The organism is Paenibacillus sp. FSL H7-0714 (assembly GCF_038003765.1).
Classification (GTDB): Bacteria; Bacillota; Bacilli; order Paenibacillales; family Paenibacillaceae; genus Paenibacillus_AQ.
Window position 1 is genome coordinate 6,800,261 of sequence record NZ_JBBOPT010000001.1, and the last position, 23,103, is coordinate 6,823,363.

The following is a 23,103-nucleotide window of genomic DNA, read 5'->3' on the forward strand; positions in this document are numbered from 1 at the left end:
CTCATCTTCTCTAATAACGGGCAGTGATCATCTTTTTACGCGTATAGAACTCCACCCCATCGCGTCCATTGGCATGCAGATCTCCATAGAATGATTTCTTATAACCTGAGAAGGGGAAAAAGGCCATGGGCGCAGGCACACCCAGATTCACACCCAACATCCCTGCATCAATCTCTTCCCGGAACTCGCGGATCGCTTTAGCGCTATCTGTGTAAATGCACGCCCCGTTCGCGAATGGAGACTGATTCGTCACCGCAATAGCTTCACTTAAACTCTTCACACGGATCACAGACAACACCGGTGCAAAAATCTCATCCTTCCAGAGGGTCATTCCCGGCTGTACATGATCAAATATCGTCGGTCCGATAAAATAACCCACACCGCCCGCAGCAGCGTCCTTCCGCCCATCTCTCACTAGCTTGGCTTGTTCAGCTTCACCAGTCTCAATGTAATAAAGAGTCCTCTCCTTATTCGACTGGCGAATTACTGGACCCAAAAACACCCCGTCATCGGCACCATTACCAATCTTAAGCTCATCTGCAGCCGCAGCCAGACGACTCACTAGCTCGTCAGCAATATCCTCATGAACCACTACAACCGAGCAAGCCATACACCGCTCACCCGCTGAGCCAAACGCAGCGGCAATTATATTCTTCACCGCATTATCCAGCTCCGCATCAGGTAACACAATCGAGTGATTCTTAGCGCCTGCCAATGCCTGAACCCGCTTCCCCTGCGCCGTCCCCCCCTTATATACATATTCCGCAACCGGCTGCGAACCGACGAACGAAATCGCCTTCACTTCATCATGCTCCAGCAGCCCGTTCACCACCTCATGCGCTCCATGAACCACATTCAGCACACCTGGCGGAAAGCCCGCTTCAGCAAATAATTCAGCTAACCGATTGACCAGCAGAGGCGTACGCTCAGAAGGCTTCAGCACAAAGGTATTCCCGCAAGCAATGGCGAGCGGAAACATCCAGCAAGGAACCATCATCGGAAAATTAAACGGGGCAATCCCCCCGATAACCCCCAGTGGATAGCGGTACATCCCGGATTCAATTCCGGTAGCAATATCCGGAAGCTGGCTGCCCATCATCAATGTGGGGATGCCTGCGGCAAATTCTACACACTCAATTCCACGCTGCACCTCACCTTGCGCCTCTTCCAGACTTTTGCCATTCTCCAGCGTAATCAGCTCGGCCAGCTCATGCCAATGCTTTACCAGCAGCTGTTGATATTGAAAAAAGTAGCGGGCGCGACGCGGCACAGCGACCCTTTTCCACGCTTGAAATGCCACAGCAGCCGCTTCTACCGCCGCACCCAGCTCTTCCTTACTGGAAATGGGCACATAAGCTATCACTTCACCCGTCGCCGGATTATATACCTCTTCATCTCGCCCGGACGACGATTCTACCCAAGCTCCATTCACATAATTCTTAACTCTTTCAGCCTGCGTTACTAGGAGAGACATAGCTCGCACCTCTTTCTCTGTTTCAGATGCACTGATGGACTGCTGATTATAATAGATGACCGCCAGATCAGGCGGCCATCCACTATAACATTAAGCTCAGTTGGTTATTTTGCGGCCATTTCTACGATTTCGTTCGTGTACGCCTCATCTACCTTAGCAGGCTCTTTTATAACACCGAACTTTTGCGAAATATCAGCCGTTTGCTGGAACGCCGCTGCATCGGTATATCCCATCTTCGCACTGTCAAAGCCCTCAGGCAGAATCAGCTTGGCAACCTCGGTCATCATCGTCAATTGATGCTCCTTAGTAGTACTGCCGTCTTCTGCTTGCTTCATTACACTATCCACGGCGGCTGCAGGATCAGCAATTGCATCTTTCCAGCCCTTCAGGGAGGCACGCACAAACTTTGCCGCAGTCTCTTTGTTCTCCGCAAGCCATTCCTTATTGGCGAACAAGTTATCCTCAAGCATTGCAACGCCTTCTGTATTCATGTCGATGACATTCAGATCCTCAGCCTTAATGCCTGACTCCAACACTACTTGGTACTCGTTATAGGTCATCGCTGAGGCCGCATCGATCTGATCGCCCAAGAACTGATCCATCGTGAACCCTTGCTTCGTAAAGCTTAGATCCTTATTAGGATCGAACTTATATTTATCGAATAACGCTAATAGTTCAAACTCGTTGCCGCCCATCCAATTACCGACTTTTTTACCCTTAAGATCAGCAGCTGAGTTGATGCCCGCCGATTTTTTGGAGACCAGGACCAATCCGCTCTTTTGATAGATTTGAGCAATTTGCACGAGTGGCATTCCCTGCTCAAGACTTGGAAGCAAGCTTGCTACCCAGCCAACACCGATATCTGCGGAGCCCCCAGCCACTTGCTGCTCTGGAACAATATCTGGACCTCCCGGCAGAATCTCTACATTTAGTCCTTCTTCCTTGTAATATCCTTTATCCTGCGCCACAAAATATCCAGCGAATTGTGCCTGCGGCACCCATTTCAGCTGTAGCTTCACTGTAACTGGATCAGCCGCTGGTTCAGCCGTAGCACTTGCCTCAGGAGCTGTAGAAGCTTCAGGGGCAGTCGTAGCTTCAGCTGCCGAGTTATTATTGTTGCCACCGCAACCCGCCATTAAAGAAACACTCAACATCATCACGATTGCCAACAAACCACCACGAAATTTGCGTTTTTTCCCGTTCATCAATCGAACTCCCCCTATCGTAATTTAAGTTTGTAACAAGCACAGTATGGACAATCATCGTGGTGCGTTGTATGCATACAGCCGTGGGCGGTTTCTCTCTTCCATTCCCACTATAGCTGGATGTAAGTGAGTGTGAGATTAAGTACGCTGCGAAGGATGCCACTTAATGAATACTTTCTCAAGCCGCTCAACCACTAAATAGAAAAGCACGCCGGCAATTGCGGCCAGAACGATACACGACCAGCCCAGCGGCATTTTGGCGACTTTAATGGAATTGGAGAGCAAATACCCAAGCCCTTTTGAGGAGAAAAAGAATTCCCCAACTATGGCGCCAATCATACTCGCCGTTGCGTTGATCTTCAGTGCTGTAAATACATAGGGCAGGCTATTGCGAATCCGCAGATAACGAAACACTGCCGGCTTACCTGCCGCGTAGGAATGCATCAGATCCAGCGCCAATGGATCAATCGCCGCCATGCCTTTATAGGCGTTGATCGCCATCGCTGCCATTGTAGTTGCTGTTACTATGGCAATTCGTGAGCCTATCCCATCTCCAAACCACAGATTCATAATGGGCGCGAGGGCGACGATGGGCACAGCATTTAGAGCAGCAACCAAAGTTAAACTTCCACTTCCCCAACGCGGCCACGCCGTAGCAGCTAAAGCGATCAGAAATCCGATAGCAGAACCAACCAACATTCCCAACACAGCCTCAGTAAGGGTGTATCCGGTATAGGATAGCAACATGCTGAAATTATCCCTCATGGTCGTGGCAATTGCTGTGGGCAACGGCAGCTGATATTTCTTCAGATCAAAGATCTTATGAAAGAATTCGAACTCCCATAGCCCAAGAAACAACACCCCCGCCAATACAGGCAGCAGCACCCCTGCGCTAAATATCCTCTTCAGGCCATGCGAGCCACCCTTACGCTTGGCAATTACCGCAGGCTTCGAGCCTGTTGCAACATTCTTCTGCGTAGCCGTTAATACCGGCTGGGCCACCTCTTTACTAGTAGAGCCTATAAATGAAGTCTCCCGAACGGAGTTGGTTTCCATTAGCGGCTACCTCCTTTCGGTCGAAATTCAGGCTGCCACGGCGCCACCAAACGTTCTATCAGACTGATCAACCAGTAACTTACAATCCCCAACAAAGCGCCGACAATCACCGTAGACCAGAACATGTAGGTATGAGAGCTGCCGTAGTAGAGATTACGCAGCATGATTACGCCAATCCCGTGCTGCGCACCCATGAGCTCTACCAGGATAGCACCAGTCACTGCGAGCGGAGCAGCAATCTTAAGCCCTCCGAACAAACCCGGCAGGGCCGCTGGAAATCTGAGTTTCCAATAGACCGCCCAAGGTTTTGCCGCATAAGAATGCATTAATTCCAGCGCGGAAGGATCCACACTTCGCAAGCCGCGCAGCATATTGAGAGCCACTGGGAAGAATGTAATATAACCCGAAATAATAATCCGTGAAGTCTGCTCATCTCTCACAATCCCATAAATGATCGGCGCCAGCCCCAGGATCGGAATCATCTGCGAGGCGATAGCGTAAGGAAAAGTTAACTGCTCTATCGTCTTCGACAAGCTCATTAGCACCGCCAGTGAAGCACCAGCCACCGCACCAATCAGGAAGCCAACACCAGCATTGCCAAAGGTGGCAGCCCCCTCCTTCAGAAGCGTGCCACTATACTTCCACAGCGTGGATAGCACCTCATGAACGTAGGGCAACTTGGACTGAGCTAACGGTGTCTCCACTACATGGAGCAGCATCCAGGAGGCTCCTTCCCAAACTAGCAGCAAACCAAATATCCAGACAAACAACGGCAGCAGGCGACCCCGTACAAAGATACTGCCCCCTTTCATCCCTACACCCCTTCAAAGCTGTCGCGAATACTTGCGATCAGTTCGAAAAACTCTGGGCTGTTTCTCATTTCCGCCGTTCGCGGACGTGGCAGAGGAATTTCAACCACAGCGGATAAGCGACCTGGATGCGGGGAAAGAACAAACACCCGGTCAGAGAGGAATATCGACTCAGGAATACTATGTGTTACGAAGACAATCGTGTTCTGCACCTTGCTCCAGACAGATAACAGTTCTTCGTTCAGACGCTCACGTGTAAACTCATCCAGTGCAGAGAACGGTTCATCCATCAGTAGAATTTCCGGCTCCATCGATAGCGCTCTGGCAATCGCTACTCTTTGCTGCATCCCCCCACTAAGCTGCCAAGGGTATTTATCCGCGAAGCTCTGCAAGCCCACTAGATCAAGAAGCTCCAGCGCCCTCTCTTCACGGATCGACTTTTTAACTCCCATCAGTTCCAGTGGCAATGTGATGTTATGCTTCACCTTCCGCCAGTCATACAGCACAGGACTTTGAAAAACAATGCCATATTTCTGCGCCAGCCTTGCCTCTTTAGCACTTTTTCCAGCGACTACAATGTTCCCGCCCGTTGGCGCGATGAGATCGGCCATCAGTCTCAAAAGCGTTGTTTTGCCACATCCTGAAGGTCCGAGCAGTGAGACGAACTCCCCCTTTGCAATATCAAGACTCACCTGATGCAGTGCAAGCACTTCCGCAGCTTCTGCCCTATAGCGCATTTCAACATTTTCCAGCTGAATTTCAGGAATATTTGTCGCGAGTAATGACATCCTCAGCCCCCCCCTTATCAAAATAAGCTATGCAATTAATGTTAATTAATCTGACTCACTAGAGAGTGTGTCGAGTTAAAATCTTCTGTTGTGTAGTATTAACTAACATGTTACACGCTGCTCACTGGACTCTCATTAGACAATTAGTAAAATAGCTCCCGCTAAATCACGTCATTTTGTCTAGGGGGACATTTATTCAAGTTTCAAATGAAGTGATTTTTAAATATTTGTAGATTTGTGGTAATATTTATCCATATCTTTCCTCAGTAGGAGACAATAGACCCATGGGATCTGTAATTTCGAATTATATTGTTATTGTGGCTATATCTGGTGTCCTGAGCGTTTTACTAGCCCTTTTCGCCTACTATAAAAAAACGGATTTCTTAGGAATTAGAGCCTTTGTTATAAGCTCCTTCACTTCCGCGATTTATACCTTCGGCTTCGCACTAGAACTGTCGGGGAAAACACTGGAGGAAATGAGTTTTTGGATTAAAGTAGAGTACCTGGGGATGCCTTTTATAGCGCCCGCCAGCCTTATTATGGTGATGCATTTCGTAGGGCTGGAGAGTCTAATTAAAAAGGGCATGCGAGCAGCGCTATATATAATACCGTTCATCACAACACTGATGGTGTGGACCAATGATTACCACCACCTCTTCTATAAATCCATTTATTTGCGAGACAATACGCCCTCCCCACTCGTTGATGTAGTGATGGGACCTTGGTATATCGTTCACGGCAGCTTTACTTTTGGTTGTCTACTGGCAGCTATCTGCCTTATGTTATGGCAGTGGAACCGGATGAAACGGGTATACCGGAGACAAATCGTTACCATTCTAATTGGACTAAGCCTTCCAACGTTAGGCTCTTTTTTATATTTAATGGGCCTGACTCCCTACGGGATGGATCCCGTTCCCATCATTATGAGTATCACTTCCACCCTATATATCTGGGCTATCCTATCAAGAGGTATGCTAACAGCTGCGCCTATCGCCCGTGAGAATCTGTTCGAAAGCATGCGAGATGGGGTGCTTGTCACCGATCGTTCGGACATGCTCGTCGATTACAATCGCGCAGCCGCGGATATGATAGAAGGACTTAATTCCTCGGCGATTGGTAAACCGCTGGCTCAACTGTTTCTTAATGCCGGCAAAGATGCCTTGTCCTATGTTATGGATACAGAGCCACTGCAACGCGAAGAACGGGAAGTTGCTTGGATCAAAGGAGACGAGATTTGTTACTACCAAATCCGGTCCTCTCCCGTACAGAAACAAGGGGGATACTTAGCAGGACAAATGATCATGCTGATTGACGTAACTGAACGAATACTGCTTCAAGATAAGCTGCGTCAATTGGCTACGATGGATAGTCTGACGGGGATTTATAACCGTACCTATTTTTTGGAGCTGAGCCGAGGGCTTCTTGTTCAGGCCGCGAGCAATCGGAGTTCACTATCGATTATTTTGCTGGATGTAGACTTCTTCAAAAGCATTAATGATCGATTCGGACATCAATATGGAGATCAAGCCCTTCAGCACATTGTCGAGGTATGCAACAGACATATCCGGGAGGGTGACATCTTCGGACGTTATGGCGGTGAGGAATTTGTGATCTGTTTGCCAGATACGTCGCTGAAGCAAGCCGCACAACTCTGCGAAACTATCCGCGCAGATATTGAACAAAGTGTCTTGTATACGCTCATCGGGTCCATTAACGTGACTGCCAGCTTCGGAGTAGTAGAAGCCCTAAGTCCTAAAGCCACTCTAGAAGAGCTACTGTCAGAGGCTGACCATGCTCTGTACAGTTCCAAACGAAACGGACGCAATGCTGTCCACCTCTCCCAGAGATCAGAAATTACACTTTTCAAGCCTATATAAATCGCATCTTTGTCCCTCCCAGCGCATTCATCAGCCTGCCTTATTTTTCATAGTCTGTTTTTACGTTTAATAAGAGTTATCTGAAAATCTAATCAGAGTGTAGAAAAAATTCGCTTTATGGATATGGAGGCGCAAGAAATAATGAGGAACCATACAATGATGCAATTTTTTGAATGGCATGTCGCTGCGGATGGGAAACACTGGGATCGCCTGAAAGAAACAGCTTCCGCACTAAAAGCCGTAGGCATTGATTCTGTTTGGGTACCTCCTGTGACAAAGGCCGTCTCCGCCGACGATACAGGCTATGGCGTGTATGATCTATACGATCTGGGCGAATATGACCAAAAAGGTACGGTACGCACCAAATATGGCACCAAACAAGCACTAATTGAAGCCATTTCGGAATGTCAAAAAAACGGCATTGCCGTATACGTTGATTTGGTCATGAATCACAAGGCAGGAGCGGATGAAAAGGAAGTCTTCCAGGTGATCGAGGTCGACCCTAATGACCGGATGAAAGAAATCTCCAAACCTTTCGAGATTGAGGGCTGGACTAAATTCACCTTCCCCGGCCGCGGTGATGAACACTCTTCCTTTAAATGGAATCACAATCATTTTAACGGCACTGACTTCGACGCCAAGTCGGGGCGAACAGGTGTATTCCGTATCGCAGGCGAGAATAAAACATGGAACCAGAATGTTGATGACGAGTTCGGCAACTACGATTATCTAATGTTCGCAAATATTGATTACAGTCATCCAGAAGTCAAAAAAGAAATGATCCAATGGGGAAAATGGCTGGTGGACACGCTCCACTGCAGCGGCTTTCGCTTAGATGCCATCAAGCATATCAACCATGAGTTTGTGAAACAATTCGCGGTAGAAATGTTTAATAAATGTGAGAAGGATTTCTATATCGTGGGCGAGTTCTGGAATTCGGATTTAGAATCCTGCCGACAATTTCTAAATACCGTCGATTATAAGATCGACCTCTTCGATGTTTCCCTTCACTACAAGCTGCATTCAGCTTCCTTGGGGGGTAGAAACTTTGATTTAACCAAAATCCTCGACGACACACTGGTGCAGACCCATCCTACCAATGCTGTAACGTTCGTTGACAATCATGATTCTCAACCCCATGAAGCTCTGGAATCTTGGGTAGATGATTGGTTTAAGCAAAGTGCTTATGCACTTATCCTACTGCGACGCGACGGATATCCTGTGGTCTTTTATGGAGATTATTATGGGATCGAGGGACCTACACCTGTCGCAGGCAAAAAAGAGGCGATTGACCCGCTGCTATATACCCGCTATCACAAAGCCTATGGTGAGCAGAAGGATTATTTCGATCATCCCAACACGATTGGTTGGACACGACTCGGCGTGAAAGACATCGAACGATCCGGCTGTGCGGTTGTGATTAGTAACGGCGAGAACGGTCAGAAAAGAATGTTCGTAGGGGAACAACGCGCGGGTGAAGCATGGGTAGATTTCACTCATAATCACAAGGCGACTATAACGATTGAAAAAGATGGCTGGGCGACCTTCCCGGTCAACGGTGGCAGCGTATCTGTCTGGGCTCTGCCTGATACAGAAGCTGGCGAAAAATAAGAGTGGTGCTATTTAAATATAGATGAGGCTGCCCTCGAAAGTAGTGAATGCTGCTTACGGGACAGCTTCATCTATTTTATGGAATAGTCCAAGTAAAGATCTCACTTAACCATTAAACCTTTTCAGATTGGGTAATGATGGCAGACGATGATGAGGATATGCATGCGGGAATGTGCGGTGGGCGTTTTTGCGGTGGGCAGAGTGGGTTTAACACTAATTAGGGAAAAGCTCCCTAAAAATATTCGATATTCGCTTATAATCAACGAAATTAGGGAATTCCTCCCTAAAAATTAGGGTAATGCCTTGATTTCCCACCAAATCAGATGAATTTTAGGGATATTTTCCCTAATTATAAATCTAATGACCAGTAATCTTAGAATTTCAGGGAGAAATTCCCTAATTGTTGTATTGATGTTTCACTCAAACCATCATTTGAAACTTCAATTAACCTTCAACGCAAAAAAAGGGTCGTACCCAAGTAGCTAAAACTACTTTGAGACGGCACCCTCTTCTTTGGTTAGGTCAATGTACATAGAGACTTCACGCACGTCTCACTCTACTCCTCCGCCCTAGGATGGCGGGATACTAACCTCACCAGATCGAGTGTTAAGATCGGCAATGCTATAGAAGCCGGATAAGCCAAGTAACGCGGTTCCCACTCCGGGCTGAATTTTTCTTTATAGCGGCGAAGTCCGACAAAGCCGTACCAATGCCCCCCTCTTTTAAATACGAGATGAGCCAGCTTCTCCTCTTTCAAGGCCCCAGCATTCTCACCCACACTGGACAGCGGGGCATTACCTAGATTGAATCGATGATATCCCTTAGATTTCGCCCATTCTAGCAAACGAACAAATAAATAATCCATCGTTCCGTTCGGCACATTCTTTCGATGGCGCATCAAATCAATCGATAAGGTCATACCCTGATCATACCCGTGTGCAATCGAAGCAAATGCCAGTATCGTCCCTTGGGCATTCCTCAGGAGCACGATTGGAGCCAGCTGTAGATAGGCCTCGTTAAACCAACCCAGCGAATACCCTTTTTCGGTGCGCCCATTCAACCATTCGTTCGAAACGGATCGCAGCTCTCGTAGCAAATCTTCAGCGTGCGGTGCTTCTACAACTTCGAAGGCATAGCCTTCCCGTTCGAAACGGTTGCATACGCTTCGCAAATCACTGTTCTTTTTGCCACTGAGCGTAAAGGTATCGAGCGTTACTAATGCCTCTTCCCCCAGCTTAAAAAAGCGATATCCCTGCTCATGATAGATCGATAAGAAATCAGGTGTGGCCTGATAAAAAACTACGACCAGACCGTACTTATCTGCAGCTTGTCTAAATTCACTGATTGCCTCATTCATGAGACTTCTCTCTCCCAATGGATCACCAAGGACTACAAGCTTATCCCTAACCCTAGCGAAAGCGAGCAACACCTTGCCTTCTTGCGCCCAGAAGAAGCTTTTATCACCCAAAAACAGCATATGAGTTAGGGCATTGCCTTGAACTTCACCTAGGAAGTTTTTCAGCCTTGCCATATCAAAATTTCCGAATAACTCCTCCGGTTTACGATGGGGTCTAAGGGTGATCAGCAAAGTAAGAATGATCCAAGAGAAAGCTAGTCCCCCTACGGCTGTAAAAGCAACATGACTATGCCGCTGTAGCCACTCTGGCTCTACACCGGGCGGGAGATGCTTCAGAAATCCACGATGGACATGGCTGCCCAATAGATAATAGCTTAGGGCAATTACTGAAGTAAGCGCAAGCCACCAAATCGTACTCTGTCTGCTTACGGGAGCACTGATCCGGTAGAACCGAGATCTGGAGATCCACAGAATGAGTGCAACGAGGAGCAGAAACAGCGCCTCTTCATAATCAAAGCCTTTAGCCACCGCAAACACAGACCCGGAAAATAATAAAATGCTGGTCCAGATGTACGCGCTACGAACCCGTAATGTAATGCCTCTCGACAACAAAATGAGCATAAAGCCAATAAGTACAGATAAATGATGTGAGAGCTGCATGATCGAGAATGACAATATTTCCTCTGTAATCTTCAGTCTGTACAACAATCCGGGCGTAGCTGTTGATAGTAAGAGAATAAGCCCGCTAGCTAGTACAAGCTTGCCTAGAGCCCACACACCAAGATCGCTCAGAAAGGTATACTGACCCGGCCAACCCCAAATCCTCTGCCAAATGTTAAGAGCGGGTTCGAACCCTGGAGCTGAACGATCTTGACCCTTTTTTCCCTGCAGACCAAATTCCAGTGCAGCCAGCACCAATCCGATCAGCCATGGAATGAGATAATAGAACAATCTAAAAATAACAAGCACTGCCATGGCCTGATCACTTTTAAATCCAAGCTGCGTAAGACCCAGCAATGCAATAAGGTCAAAAGCACCGATACCACCAGGCGCCATACTCAAGATGCCTGCGATGGCAGCAATCGTAAAGATGCCGAATATGACTGGAAAGTGTACCTCGTGCAAAAGATGACTACTGATTGTCCAAAACGTTACACCAGCAAAACTCCATTCCAGAAAGGAGGCACCCACAGAGGCAACTACTGTAAGCCAGGGTGTTCTACCTTGTCCCCGGTTAATCCACTTTGCATAAAGAGCAGAGCGCTGTACAAACACAAAAAACGGCAAATAAAGCGCCATCCCCCATACCGCAAATACTAACCAATGATGCTCTTCCAGCAATGCCGTTGCCGGGAGTAAACCAAAAATATTTGCCCAAGAAAGTAAAGATAACCCGGTAATCATGAGTGGTGATAAAAATACGATTGCCGGCGTTAGGACGGAAGTTGACACTCCGCTTTTTTTGTACATCAACGTCCTTAAACCCACTCCAGCCAGACCTGCAAAACCAATTAAATTATTAAATGTATTAGCTATCCAAGCATAACGGAAGGTGTCCCACAGCCCTACTTTTAAACGAAAATGTGCTCGTATCAAATAATCATAAGCACTCATTACAGCTACTGCGAGAAGTGCAAATCCGATCATTTGCAAAACGGCAGATGTAGGCACTCTTCTTAGCTCACGCATAATAAGTCCTAAATGAACCTGCTTCAGCTCATGTTGCCCCTCCCAATACACCAGCGCTATGATAGCTACTGGAAAGAGAGCTCTCACCGCCCGAATCCGATAGATGGTTAAGAACAGCCTTACAATTTTGAATCTTTCTAATGTTTGTTGTTTTGATTGCATTAGGCCACCTACCCTTACCGCCGACACACGTTGTGCTAGACAATTTTTACAACCATTTCATTATAACAATTATTGGAATAAAAAACCCATGATAATCAACACCTACTACATTAGACTGCCAGCACAACCCTAATCCCTGCAATAGTTAAAAAATGTTAGTGAAATTCTATTTACCTAAAGTACATTGAGACTGTAGTTTACACATAAAATTGCACAACAAAAAGGACATCCCTCACGGCAAAGGATGTCCTCTCTGTTATGTAGCACGGGTTTAACTAGCGTTTATACTCGAATATCAAATCTGCCTTTACTATCCGTTGTTGCGGTAGCTATCTCTTGCGGACTTGCTGCAGCAAGCGTATTGTTCGCAGGTTTGGCAGGTGCCTCTACAACACTGCTAGCGGAGGAAGCACTGCTCTGAGACTTCTGCGAGATTTGTGCCTCGATAGTCTTAATCTGTTGCTCAATTTGCTTCGTTTTCGTTTCCTTGGTCTTGTCATCGTCTGAGCTGGCATTAATCTTGTCCAGTTCTGCTTCCAGTTTCGCTTTTTGTTTCTCAAGCGTACTGGTATCTGTAGTGCTAGATGTCGAGGTAGTATACGATGTGGAACCTGAGACTGCTGATATACTCATGGTTATCCCTCCCTTCCTTACCTCCAATATAATCCTTTTGCAAGTAAGGAACGTTAAGACCCGCTGAAAGTTTGCTGAAAGTACTACACTTGCCAGGTTACAATGCTAGACTGCTAGGAGCTTGCTTTTCCTCGTCTAACAAGCAGCACATAAGATAGAATCGAGAGAATTCCCGTACATGCCATCACAATCGCCATCGGAAGAGCGGACTCAACGCCCCCAAGACCCACAAGTGGCGCTACACAGCTACCCAGCAATAGGGGGATTAATCCGATTAATGCCGAGGCACTGCCTGCAGTTTCACCTTGATCTTGCATCGCCAGTGAGAAGCTGGTCGCTCCGACAATACCTACACTGGAGACAACCGCAAATAGACAGATCAGAATAGGGATCAGTCCTCCTCCTACCAGAACCGTCAGCAGTAGCAAGATGCCCCCCATCGTACATAGCAATAGTCCACTAAGTAACAACTTAGTCTCACTTACCTTTCCAGCAAGTCTACCGGCTATTTGGCCAGTAATAATAATCCCAATCCCATTCACTGCAAAGATCAGACTATATACCTGCGGGGTAACCGCAAAAATATTTTGCAATACAAAAGAAGAACCTGAGATATACGCGAACATAGATGCCGTAACGAAACCTTGAGACAAGGCATAACCCATAAACTTACGATTGCCCAGCAATACCCGGAAGGTAAGCAGTGTACCCTTCAGTCCACTCTTAGAGCGTCTCTCCTTCGGCAGCGTCTCCGGCAAGCGCAATAAAATAGTTAAACAAAAAATAATTCCGGCAGCAAATAATACGAGGAATATCCCTTGCCATGTAGTCACCCTTAACAGCTGGCCCCCAATAACTGGAGCTAATATCGGTCCGAGACCATTCACAATCATCAATAGTGAGAAGAACTTCGTGAGTTCAGAGCCACTATATAAATCACGAACAGCCGCTCTAGAGACAACCACCCCCACTGAACCAGCAAGACCTTGAATAAACCGCAAAACGATCAGCAGTCCAATCGAAGGACTAAAAGCACATAGCACTGAGGAAACGGCGTAGATGAACATACCTATAAGCAGCGGACGACGGCGGCCATATACATCACTCAGCGGTCCAGCGACCAACTGACCTGAAGCAAGCCCCAGCAAAAAGAAGGTCAGACTAAGCTGCACTAAAGCAGCGGTCGTACCGAAATCCGCGACAAGCGTAGGCAGTGCCGGCAAATACATATCAATCGACAACGGGCCGATTGTTGTAATGGAGCCGAGAATCACAGCCAGCTGTAATCTCTGCTTCCGAGAGGGTCCATCTGCGGCAAGCTTATTACCATTTTGAATTCCAATCATGATCCTTACTTCAACCTTTCTAAAGCAACCCTTGGGCCTTTTTTTGTATTCTTCATACTAACGTAAAGGAAGTGAATTGATCAATCCTTTTATGGAGGGTTATAGGTGCCTGTATAACAAGAATAACCGCCATTCGGCGGTTATTCTGATTGTTTTATGCATTTGTAGATGTGCTGCGCATTTGCAACCAATCTCTAGCCGCTTCAGCCTCAGCAACACTCAGGCGATGACCTTGGTTCCCCCAGTGTGTTGTAACCTCTGCGCCTCCATTCTGTAAAATAATCTCCAAATCCTCAGTCTCCGAGGAAGCGATAAGCGGATCATTTGTGCCTGCTCCGATGAAGACAGATACTCCTTCCAGCGAAGGAAGCGTAATATTCCGAAGCGGTACCATCGGATGCAGTAGAATTGCAGCGCGGAAAACATCCTTATAATGGAACAGCAGGCTGCCCGCAATGTTCGCACCATTAGAGTAACCCACGGCTACCAGATTGTTGGCATCGAAGCCGTATTGTGCTGCGGCTTCATCCAGAAACTGCTTGATCTCGTGAGTACGGAAGATTAGATCTGCTTCATCGAATACCCCTTCGGCTAACCGTCGGAAGAACCGCGGCATACCATTCTCCAGCACATTCCCTCTGATGCCCAGCACCGATGAATCAGGAGATAACAACCCGGCAAGCGGCAGCAAGTCCTGCTCATTGCCTCCAGTACCGTGAAATAATACAAGCGTGGGTTTCGTTACATCTTTACCTTTATGGAATACATGAATCATCCCTGCTTCACCTCAATTTCTCTTATTTGAAAAGGACTTAAATTTTCTTCGATAGCCGCACGATGCGGTTCATACCAAGATGGCAGCATCAGCTTCTCACCCAGGGCATCCACTGCTTCATCACGGGCAAAGCCCGGAGGATCCGTAGCAATCTCGAAGAGGATTCCACCTCTTTCGCGGAAATAGATCGCATTAAAGTATTGGCGGTCTTGAACCGGTGTTGGATGATGTCCATGACTCTGTACATGACGCCCCCATTCCAGCTGCTCAGCGTCATCTTGTGCACGCCATGCGATATGGTGAACGGTGCCTGTACCTCCTGCTCCTTGCGGAACCGGTGTTGTCTTCAGATCAATAATATTACCCAAATCGCCAGTAGTTCTATAACGACTATATCCGTCTCCATCAGCGATATGCTTCATTCCCATCGTATGGACAAGCGTTTCTGCAGTTTGCAGCGGATTGTTGCTGTAGAGCACAGCACCACCGAACCCTTTGATAGCATGCTCGGTTGGAACCCCTCCGAAAGACCATTTACTAAGAGGTCCTTCCTCACGTTCCACCAGTTCAATGCGCAATCCGTCATAATCAGCAAAGGATAGATAAGATTCCGAGATTCTATGCTTAAGAGTAACCGGAATTTGATATGCAGCAAGACGCTGTTCCCAGAATGACAGAGAGCCCACTGGTACTGCGTAAGTCGTTACGCCAACTTGCCCACTGCCGATTCTGCCTTTACGACCAATAGGTGAAGGGAAAAAGGTAATAATCGTTCCCGGAGCACCTACTTCATTCCCAAAATATAAATGATAAACTTCCGGAGCGTCAAAATTAATCGTCTTCTTCACAAGCCGTAGTCCTAGAATACCGGCGTAGAAGTCAACGTTACGCTGAGCATCTCCAACAAAAGCGGTAATATGATGGATTCCTGCAGTTTGAAGTGTCATAATGATAAACCCCCTTCTTAGTTAAAAATCAATGCATCCAGAGAAATCGAACCTGGCCCTGTAAGTGCTATACCTGCAGCGACTACCAGTACCGTAAGCGGAAACTCAATTCCGTTCGAAGTAGACCAGAAGCCATTTGGAGCGTGAACCTTAATGATAGCCCCCAGCATTGTGGCAACAATCAACACCGCTGCAACAGGCGTCAGAAGGCCTGCCGCGAACATGAATCCGCCTACCAGCTCCATTAGTCCTGCTAATACCGCCATAGTAACCCCCGGTTTAATGCCAATGGATTCCATCCAGCCACCTGTACCCTTCGGGCCGTAACCCCCAAACCATCCAAACAACTTTTGGGCACCATGCCCTATAAACGCAATCCCGATCACTAATCTCATCAATAATATTCCTACACTTATCATTGTTAATCCACTCCAATTTTCTTTGATTTAATTATCTTAACATTAAGATATATGATAAAAATTTTTATCTTTCAGTGGCAAGAAGCAGCGAACTGCTTCCGACCTTATAAAAACGCCCTTGATGCGATATTTCAGCGCTCCTACACACCTTTGCCTAGCTTCTTCAGTAATTCAATCGCCTGACCCTTCTCATCCTTATCCAGTCCACGCATCAAATCATGAATCGAAGCCACATGACGCGGGAAAATCTTATCGAACAGCTCACGCCCTGCATCCGTAATCTCCGCATAGGTCACGCGTCTGTCCTCACTACACGGCACACGTTTCAGCAGACCTTTCTTCTCCAGCTTGTCGATATTATAGGTGATGCTTCCACTCGTAACGAGAATCTTCTCCCCGATCTGTTGTAGTGGAATACGGGTCCGGTGATACAGCACCTCAAGCACCATGAACTCGGCAGATGCCAGCCCATAACTCTTCATATCCTTCACAGCTTGATCCATCAAGCTCCTGTAAGCCTTAGATAATACAACAAATAACTTTAAAGAAGACGCCTGATCCATCTCCGTAGTATTCTCTGTATTACGAACATTCTCTTCGGTATTACTCATCATTCCCACCTCCAGTTTGACAGCGATGTTGTTCACTATAAAGCAAATGTCTTTACATTAAATATCTTTAAGTTAAGATAACTATACTTCCTCACACTACCTTTGTCAACCTCGCCACTCCAAAAAGATAACATAAGGTGCTTAACGAGCTGTTAATGTTCTTTCTACGACTTTTTAGGAGCGTGATGAAAATCACTCTAAGTTTGACCTGACCCTTAAAACGGCGTATTCTTGTCTTTACGAATGACTATTTAGTAAGCGATTTCACTTCTCTCAAAGGAGGCAACCTGATGGTGGAGGAACAAGCTGGTGCGCGGCGCGTGCTGATCGTAACAGCTGTAGCCGCAGAGCGAGACGCGGTCCTGCGCGGCCTACAAGGCAGCGACAGGTTCCATGTGATTGCTGCCGGCGCAGGTACGGCAGCAGCGGCGGCGGGAACCGCCGCGGCACTCGCAGCCGGATCTTACGGCTGCGTAATCAGCGCCGGGATCGGCGGCGGATTCCCGGGGGTGGCACCTTTAGGCTCGCTGGTCGTTGCCAGCGAGATGATTGCCGCCGACCTCGGGGCCGAGACGCCGGAGGGCTTCCGCAGCGCTGCCGAGCTTGGCTTCGGCAGCGTGTCCGTGCCGGCTGACCGCGGCACGGTACAGGCAGTTTCGGCCGCGCTGGCAGCGGCCGGACTGACCGTAAGCACGGGGACCGTGCTTACGGTCTCGACGGCGACCGGCACCGCGGAGACGGCCGCCGCCCTCATCGCGCGGCATCCCGGTACCGTCGCGGAAGCGATGGAAGGCCACGGAGTTGCCGTGGCCGCTGAGGCACTGGGGCTCCCGGTACTGGAGCTCCGCGCCATTTCGAACCCGGTCGGTCCCCGCGACCGGGCCGCCTGGAAGATCGGCGATGCAATGGAAGCATTAACGGCGGCAGCCGCTATACTATTGGAGGTGCTGTAATGACAACTGAGCTTAATATCGCTTTTTCCCCTTGCCCTAACGATACCTTTGTATTCCATGCCTGGGCACACGGGCTTGTCCCGAATGCACCACAACTTAATGTAACCTATGCCGACATTGATATTACCAACACGCTTGCTGCTAATGGAGAGGGACCTGAAGTCCTTAAAATCTCCTATGCCGCTCTACCTTGGGTTCTTGAGCGCTACAAATTGCTGCCATGCGGCGGCGCACTGGGTCGTGGCTGCGGGCCGTTGCTTCTTACAGCAAGTGGCCCAACCGCGATTAAACGTCACGAGAAGCTAGCTGGACGCCGAATTGCCGTACCTAGCGAACGTTCTACCGCTTATCTGCTCTTCAGATTATGGGCAGCACAGCATATAACGGGAGGGATTGGCGAAATCGTCGTCATGCCTTTCGATGAGATCATGCCTGCCGTACGCGATGGACATATCGACGCTGGACTGGTAATTCACGAAGCCCGTTTTACTTACGCATCTTATGGTCTTAATATGCTGACTGACCTGGGCAGCTGGTGGGAAAGCGATACCGGACTGCCGATTCCACTCGGCGCGATCATTGCTCGCCGCGATCTGGATGCCGATGCCATCACTGGCTGGATTCGCAGCTCTCTACAATATGCGTGGGATCATCCTACCGATTCTAGAGATTATGTGCTTAGCCACGCTCAAGAGCTGGCTCCAGAAGTGGCTAAATCACACATTGATCTCTATGTGAACGACTTCTCGATGAATCTAGGCGATGACGGCTACGCTGCAATCACCTCCTTACTAAATCGTGCTGCAGCAGAAGGACTTGTACCTGCCATCGATCCTGCATTACTTCGGTAGCATTTGCTAGACGTTCTTAGCGCACTTTAAAACTAGACATAACCCACAATCCCCGGTACACCATAAGGTGTTCTCCGGGGATTTTTGTTTGAAATATAAGAAAGTATAAGTTTCACACCATACTTTATGTCTTATATTTCTCGCTTAAACACTTGCCGTCCTTATAAGGACGCCGAAGGCATTTATGCTTGTTCTGAGTAACATTCCCCGCGATTGCTTCGATCCATTATTTGGCATGGCGAAGCGATGGCTATACAATAGACCTATAAATAGGTTCTATGAAGGAGGATCACATGATACCTGAAAACAATAGCAAACAAAACATCGATCGATTTCTCGGCTTTCAAGAGGACTATGACCGTTACCGTCCTGAAGCTCCTGGCATGATCATCAAGCTGCTGACCGACTACTTAGGCAGCACACCTTCAGTCGTCGCAGATATAGGCTGCGGCACGGGCTTGTCTACTTTTCTGTGGAAGGATGTCGCGGACAACGTAATTGGTATTGAACCGAATCCAGATATGCTGGGAAAAGCAATCGATAAATTAAGCCGGATAGAAGATCCTCAATCCATCACTTTTGTACAAGGTTATTCTAACCAGCTTCCACTTGCAGTGGACAGCGTAGACATAGTGACCTGCTCACAGTCATTCCACTGGATGGATCCTGAAAGCACACTTCGAGAAATCTCCCGGGTCTTGAGAACAGGGGGTGTCTTCGCTGCCTACGATTGCGACTGGCCTCTCCCCCTTCAACAGAAGGTAGAAGAACGTTACAACCAACTGATCTCCAAATCCGAGGAACTGCTCGCCTCACTCTTACCTGATGCTGAGAGAGCACATAAATGGGACAAAGAAGGGCATTTGTCACGGATTCAGGCTAGTGGAGCTTTCTCTTTTGCAAGAGAGATCGTATTTCATAATCTTGAGTCCTGCGATGCACAGCGCTATGTTGGACTCGCTCTAAGCCAAGGGGGTATAAGAACCGTTCTGAAGCAAGACGCTACCCTACTCAATCAGGACATTGCAGATTTCAGCGCTGCAGTTGAAGACCATTTTCAAGGACGCACCTTAGAGGTACTGATCAGCTACCGAATGAGAATTGGCATCAAATAATTTCCGCCCTTAAGCGCAAAGAACGCCCCGATTTTCCTTATAGGAGGAAAGTCGGAGCGTTTTCTTATTTTATTTGACTTCTTCCATGAACAAATTTAGGTTCTCAACGATTTCCTTAGATCTGGAATGGTGTAAATAATGTCCGCCTTCGAATGTCATCACTTTTCCATGCACAGATTCCTTAACTTGCCCTTCATGCAGAGGAATCCAATCTTTCACGGTTGTATTATTCGCTTGTATAAAGAATATAATGGGAAGGTTCTTGTCGAATTTCAACCCTCTGGCTGCGACAAAGTTAGGATATATATGTTCCATTTCATTTAAGGTAGTGGAATTATTCATATTTTTGAGTGAGATCAATTTCATTTGTTTTTTGGTCTCATCATCAAATGGCAGTCCATCATAAGGGTCACCGCTTAATTGCAATCCCAATCTAAGGATACCCGAGTCTTTGAGCAGCTTTAATTTTTTTATCGGGAATTTAACATCCATACCGCCTTGCTCAGGAACACTACTATCAACCCCCACAAATGCACTCACTTCGTTTGGATATGTCTTCGCATATTCTAGTCCGTAAATACCTCCAATAGAGTGACCCATTAGAATATATTGGTCAATGTTTAGATTCTGTACGGCTTCATGAACCTCACTTATGATATTCGCTGTAGTTCGTTCCTTATCAGTCTCATCACTTAATCCATACCCAAACGGCTCAACCGCGACCACTTTGTAAAATGGTGATAACTCATCAATCAACGGCTTAAAATCAAGTGCTGGCGCTCCAGTTCCAAAGCCCGGGATAAGCACAATAGTCTGCTTCCCTTGTCCTTGGATCAAAACATTCATACTTTTTCCGTCAACAGGAACTAACTGACCATATTGATGTATTTTTTTCTGATCAGATTTGTTGCTGATCACATTAACTGTATAAACAACAGCTAGAAAAAGCACGATCAAAATCACTATTGCTCCTAATATTTTAAGCAACAAGTTACGTACTTTATGCTTTTTCTTTTCATTCCCCGTTTTTATTACCTCTGTTTGTGTCACCCTCATCTTCTCCTGTCCTAATCTATTTATTATGTCGCCTTAACGTTTCGCTAATGAGATCTTAACCAACGATGATGTACTCCTCATGACCACAATATGAACTAAATATGAATAGGCAAAAAAAATACTACGGCAGCGCAAGCAAGAAATCTTACCTGTGCTACCGTAGTATGAACAATGAGGCGCGCGTTCAACCCCTCGCAAAATATCCTTGAACGATAATTATTCTGTCGGCACTATAATTGGTAAGGTGACGATGAAGGTCGTTCCTTGGCTAGGTTCGCTTTCCACTCGGATATCCCCTTTATGAAGCGATACGATCTGTTTAACAATGGCTAGTCCCATCCCGCTACCGCCATACTTGCGACTGTGAGAACGATCAGCTTTAAAGAAGCGTTCAAATATACGTTCTTGGTCCTCGGGAGAAATACCAATGCCAGTGTCGGATATTCGGACGATTACATTGTCCAAATCTTGTTTGATGCTGACGTTAATCACACTGTCATCCTTGGAGAACTTGATGCTATTTCCAAGGAGATTCGTCCACACCTGACTTAACAGATCATGGTCTGCCCATACGATTACTGATTTCAAATCAAGTTCAAAACTAATGTTACGTGCCGACCATTGGGGCTGTATCGCCACGATTACACGTCTGATCTGTTCGTCAAGACTGAACGTGATAAGCCGCAGTTGTTGGGATTGCGATTCAAGCAAGCTCAGCTTTAACAAACTATCGCTCATCTTGGACATCCGCTCCGCTTCAGCAATAATAATGTCGAGATAACGATTCCGTTCATCCTCTGTGAGGGCTACTTTCTTGAGCGCAATAGCATAACCAGATATCGAGGTAAGCGGAGACTGAACCTCATGCGACACATTCGTTACGAACTCCCTACGCATTTGCTCAAGGTGCTGCAGATCGTGCATCATTTCCTCGAAGCTATTAGCCAAGGTACCTAACTCACCCATCTGCTTAATATTCAATTCGACATTAAAATCCCCAGTTGCTATACGCCTAGTTGCCTTTGTAAGCCTTTTGATCGGTCTCACTAAGAACATAGAAGCGACCAGTATCAATACGCTTCCCGTTATTAACGAATACGCCAAAAAATTAAATAGCAGATTCCTCGTAGAAGACAAAGTAGGAGGCACAATCGGCTCCACAAACATCGCCTTCGTTCCCATTTCAGTTTTCAAAGGTAGTCCTAAGAGGTTGGAAGAACCTATACTCGGTTTAACTTGAACAGCTTCACCAGCCAATACTTTCTTCAGTTGCTCCCTAGTCACGGTAACAGGGCTCTCTCCATTAAGCACTCCGTAAGACTGGTACTGACCGTTCTCATCGTAAATTCGAATATGGTAGGAATCAAGCTGCTTCATTCCACTTATAAGAACATCCGCTTCACGTGATGGTAAGGTTTCGTATATCCGGGCGATGTCCTGACCAAAGCGAAGTAAGGGAATTCGCAGGTTTTCGTTTAATTTATCTTGAAATACCCAGGTTGTCACAAATAGAGAAATCAGTGTGCCTCCGATCACGGAGACTAGAAAGGTCAGAACAACACGTGTATATAACGATTTGATCATTCGTAAACCTCAAGCCGATAGCCAAGCCCCCGCACCGTCTCGATTCGAAAATCGGGTGTAGTCGCAAACCGTTCGCGTAGACGTTTAATATGTACGTCTATCGTTCGATCATCTCCAGCGTAATCAATCCCCCAGATCTGATCGATTAGCTGCTCGCGCGTATAGACTTGTCCGGGTGTTCCAGCGAGCTTATACAGCAATTCGAACTCCTTGAGTGGCAACGTGAATGACTCCGTCCCTCTCATCACCTTATAGGTCTGGCGATCAAGGATGACGTCACCGAAATGGATCGTCTGAGTAGAGCCAATCTTGTATCGCTTCAATAAGGATCTAACACGAACCGTCAACTCCAGCGGATCGAATGGCTTCGTCAAATAATCGTCTGTCCCCAGTTCGAAGCCCTTCACCTTCTCCCAGGTTTCACCTCTCGCAGTTAGCATAAGTAAGGGAAGATCCGGATTGGCTTTTCGGAGCTCTTTACATAACGTCCACCCATCCATAATCGGCATCATGATATCGAGTACAACAAGATCAACCTGCTTTGAGGCGTAAACGGCTAACGCTTCTTTGCCGTCTGCAGCTTCGGCTGTATCAAATCCGTCGTTACGTAGAAATAAACAGACGAGTTCGCGAATGTTCGCGTCGTCGTCAGCAACTAGTATAGTAGGCATTCGTACCCTCTTTTCCTGTTATCCATCCTAGCCATTATACTACAATATACTTCCAGCCAAGAAGGAACGCCTTCGGCATCATTTAAAGGGTGATGATCGTTTCACGAAAGCGCA

20 protein-coding genes are annotated in these 23,103 nt (G+C 47.1%); 5 read left to right on the top strand and 15 right to left on the bottom strand.

The genetic code is table 11. The features are described from left to right. Positions 1-10: 10 nt before the first annotated feature. The 5 genes from NST34_RS30610 to NST34_RS30630 form a co-directional block, all read right to left on the bottom strand. Entirely contained in the window at positions 11-1,474 is a 1,464-nt protein-coding gene (locus NST34_RS30610; RefSeq protein WP_341129397.1) for a CoA-acylating methylmalonate-semialdehyde dehydrogenase, read from the bottom strand. 104 nt (positions 1,475-1,578) lie between these two features. Then, positions 1,579-2,679, bottom strand: a complete 1,101-nt coding sequence (locus tag NST34_RS30615) for an ABC transporter substrate-binding protein (RefSeq protein WP_341059240.1) — start codon at positions 2,677-2,679, stop codon at positions 1,579-1,581. 138 nt (positions 2,680-2,817) lie between these two features. Further along, complete coding sequence (locus tag NST34_RS30620) at positions 2,818-3,735, bottom strand: ABC transporter permease (RefSeq protein ID WP_341129398.1); 918 nt, start codon at positions 3,733-3,735, stop codon at positions 2,818-2,820. Beyond that, on the bottom strand, positions 3,735-4,547 hold the full coding sequence (locus NST34_RS30625) for an ABC transporter permease (RefSeq protein WP_076284891.1): 813 nt from the start codon (positions 4,545-4,547) through the stop codon (positions 3,735-3,737). The genes NST34_RS30620 and NST34_RS30625 overlap by 1 nt, the downstream gene beginning before the upstream one ends. Before the next feature lie 2 nt (positions 4,548-4,549). Further along, complete coding sequence (locus NST34_RS30630) at positions 4,550-5,332, bottom strand: ABC transporter ATP-binding protein (protein WP_076284892.1); 783 nt, start codon at positions 5,330-5,332, stop codon at positions 4,550-4,552. Between the two features lie 284 nt (positions 5,333-5,616). Here NST34_RS30630 and NST34_RS30635 point away from each other — a divergent pair, with 284 nt between their 5' ends. Together NST34_RS30635 and NST34_RS30640 are read left to right on the top strand one after the other, a co-directional pair. After that, on the top strand, positions 5,617-7,209 hold the full coding sequence (locus NST34_RS30635; RefSeq protein WP_042192671.1) for a histidine kinase N-terminal 7TM domain-containing diguanylate cyclase: 1,593 nt from the start codon (positions 5,617-5,619) through the stop codon (positions 7,207-7,209). A 138-nt stretch (positions 7,210-7,347) separates the two neighbouring features. After that, positions 7,348-8,820: an alpha-amylase gene (locus tag NST34_RS30640; RefSeq protein ID WP_076298125.1), complete on the top strand. Its 1,473-nt coding sequence runs from the start codon at positions 7,348-7,350 to the stop codon at positions 8,818-8,820. Positions 8,821-9,376: 556 nt separating this feature from the next. Here the strand turns inward: NST34_RS30640 and mprF are convergent. The 7 genes from mprF to NST34_RS30675 form a co-directional block, all read right to left on the bottom strand. Beyond that, positions 9,377-12,028 (bottom strand): bifunctional lysylphosphatidylglycerol flippase/synthetase MprF, encoded by a 2,652-nt coding sequence (gene mprF / locus NST34_RS30645; RefSeq protein ID WP_076284894.1) that lies wholly within the window; start codon positions 12,026-12,028, stop codon positions 9,377-9,379. Positions 12,029-12,310: 282 nt separating this feature from the next. Then, the gene (locus NST34_RS30650; protein ID WP_042192675.1) at positions 12,311-12,661 is read right to left on the bottom strand and encodes a FlxA-like family protein; all 351 of its coding nucleotides are present in this window, start codon (positions 12,659-12,661) and stop codon (positions 12,311-12,313) included. 113 nt (positions 12,662-12,774) lie between these two features. Next, positions 12,775-14,007, bottom strand: a complete 1,233-nt coding sequence (locus tag NST34_RS30655; RefSeq protein WP_076284895.1) for a multidrug effflux MFS transporter — start codon at positions 14,005-14,007, stop codon at positions 12,775-12,777. A gap of 154 nt (positions 14,008-14,161) precedes the next feature. Continuing rightward, the gene (locus NST34_RS30660; RefSeq protein WP_341129399.1) at positions 14,162-14,782 is read right to left on the bottom strand and encodes an alpha/beta hydrolase; all 621 of its coding nucleotides are present in this window, start codon (positions 14,780-14,782) and stop codon (positions 14,162-14,164) included. After that, on the bottom strand, positions 14,779-15,729 hold the full coding sequence (locus NST34_RS30665) for a ring-cleaving dioxygenase (protein WP_076297967.1): 951 nt from the start codon (positions 15,727-15,729) through the stop codon (positions 14,779-14,781). The genes NST34_RS30660 and NST34_RS30665 overlap by 4 nt, the downstream gene beginning before the upstream one ends. A gap of 17 nt (positions 15,730-15,746) precedes the next feature. Then, on the bottom strand, positions 15,747-16,148 hold the full coding sequence (locus tag NST34_RS30670) for a DoxX family protein (RefSeq protein ID WP_042192683.1): 402 nt from the start codon (positions 16,146-16,148) through the stop codon (positions 15,747-15,749). Positions 16,149-16,288: 140 nt separating this feature from the next. Then, a complete protein-coding gene (locus NST34_RS30675) occupies positions 16,289-16,759 on the bottom strand; it encodes a MarR family winged helix-turn-helix transcriptional regulator (RefSeq protein ID WP_081393105.1) in 471 nt (156 codons plus the stop codon). Positions 16,760-17,049: 290 nt separating this feature from the next. On the opposite strand from NST34_RS30675, the gene NST34_RS30680 reads away from it, so the two are divergent. From NST34_RS30680 to NST34_RS30690, 3 genes are all read left to right on the top strand, one after another. Further along, on the top strand, positions 17,050-17,712 hold the full coding sequence (locus tag NST34_RS30680; protein ID WP_341129400.1) for a futalosine hydrolase: 663 nt from the start codon (positions 17,050-17,052) through the stop codon (positions 17,710-17,712). Next, on the top strand, positions 17,712-18,563 hold the full coding sequence (locus NST34_RS30685; RefSeq protein WP_341129401.1) for a 1,4-dihydroxy-6-naphthoate synthase: 852 nt from the start codon (positions 17,712-17,714) through the stop codon (positions 18,561-18,563). The genes NST34_RS30680 and NST34_RS30685 overlap by 1 nt, the downstream gene beginning before the upstream one ends. 293 nt (positions 18,564-18,856) lie before the next feature. Next, the gene (locus tag NST34_RS30690) at positions 18,857-19,678 is read left to right on the top strand and encodes a class I SAM-dependent methyltransferase (RefSeq protein WP_042192694.1); all 822 of its coding nucleotides are present in this window, start codon (positions 18,857-18,859) and stop codon (positions 19,676-19,678) included. A 69-nt stretch (positions 19,679-19,747) separates the two neighbouring features. On the opposite strand, the gene NST34_RS30695 is transcribed toward NST34_RS30690, so the two are convergent. The 3 genes from NST34_RS30695 to NST34_RS30705 all read right to left on the bottom strand — a co-directional run bounded on the left by NST34_RS30695 (position 19,748) and on the right by NST34_RS30705 (position 22,989). Next, positions 19,748-20,728, bottom strand: a complete 981-nt coding sequence (locus NST34_RS30695) for an alpha/beta hydrolase (protein WP_076284902.1) — start codon at positions 20,726-20,728, stop codon at positions 19,748-19,750. 222 nt (positions 20,729-20,950) lie between these two features. Then, positions 20,951-22,318 carry a sensor histidine kinase gene (locus NST34_RS30700; protein ID WP_076284903.1) on the bottom strand — a complete coding sequence of 456 codons (1,368 nt, stop codon included), beginning with the start codon at positions 22,316-22,318 and terminating at the stop codon, positions 20,951-20,953. Further along, the gene (locus tag NST34_RS30705; protein ID WP_341059230.1) at positions 22,315-22,989 is read right to left on the bottom strand and encodes a response regulator transcription factor; all 675 of its coding nucleotides are present in this window, start codon (positions 22,987-22,989) and stop codon (positions 22,315-22,317) included. The genes NST34_RS30700 and NST34_RS30705 overlap by 4 nt, the downstream gene beginning before the upstream one ends. Between the last annotated feature and the right edge of the window lie 114 nt (positions 22,990-23,103).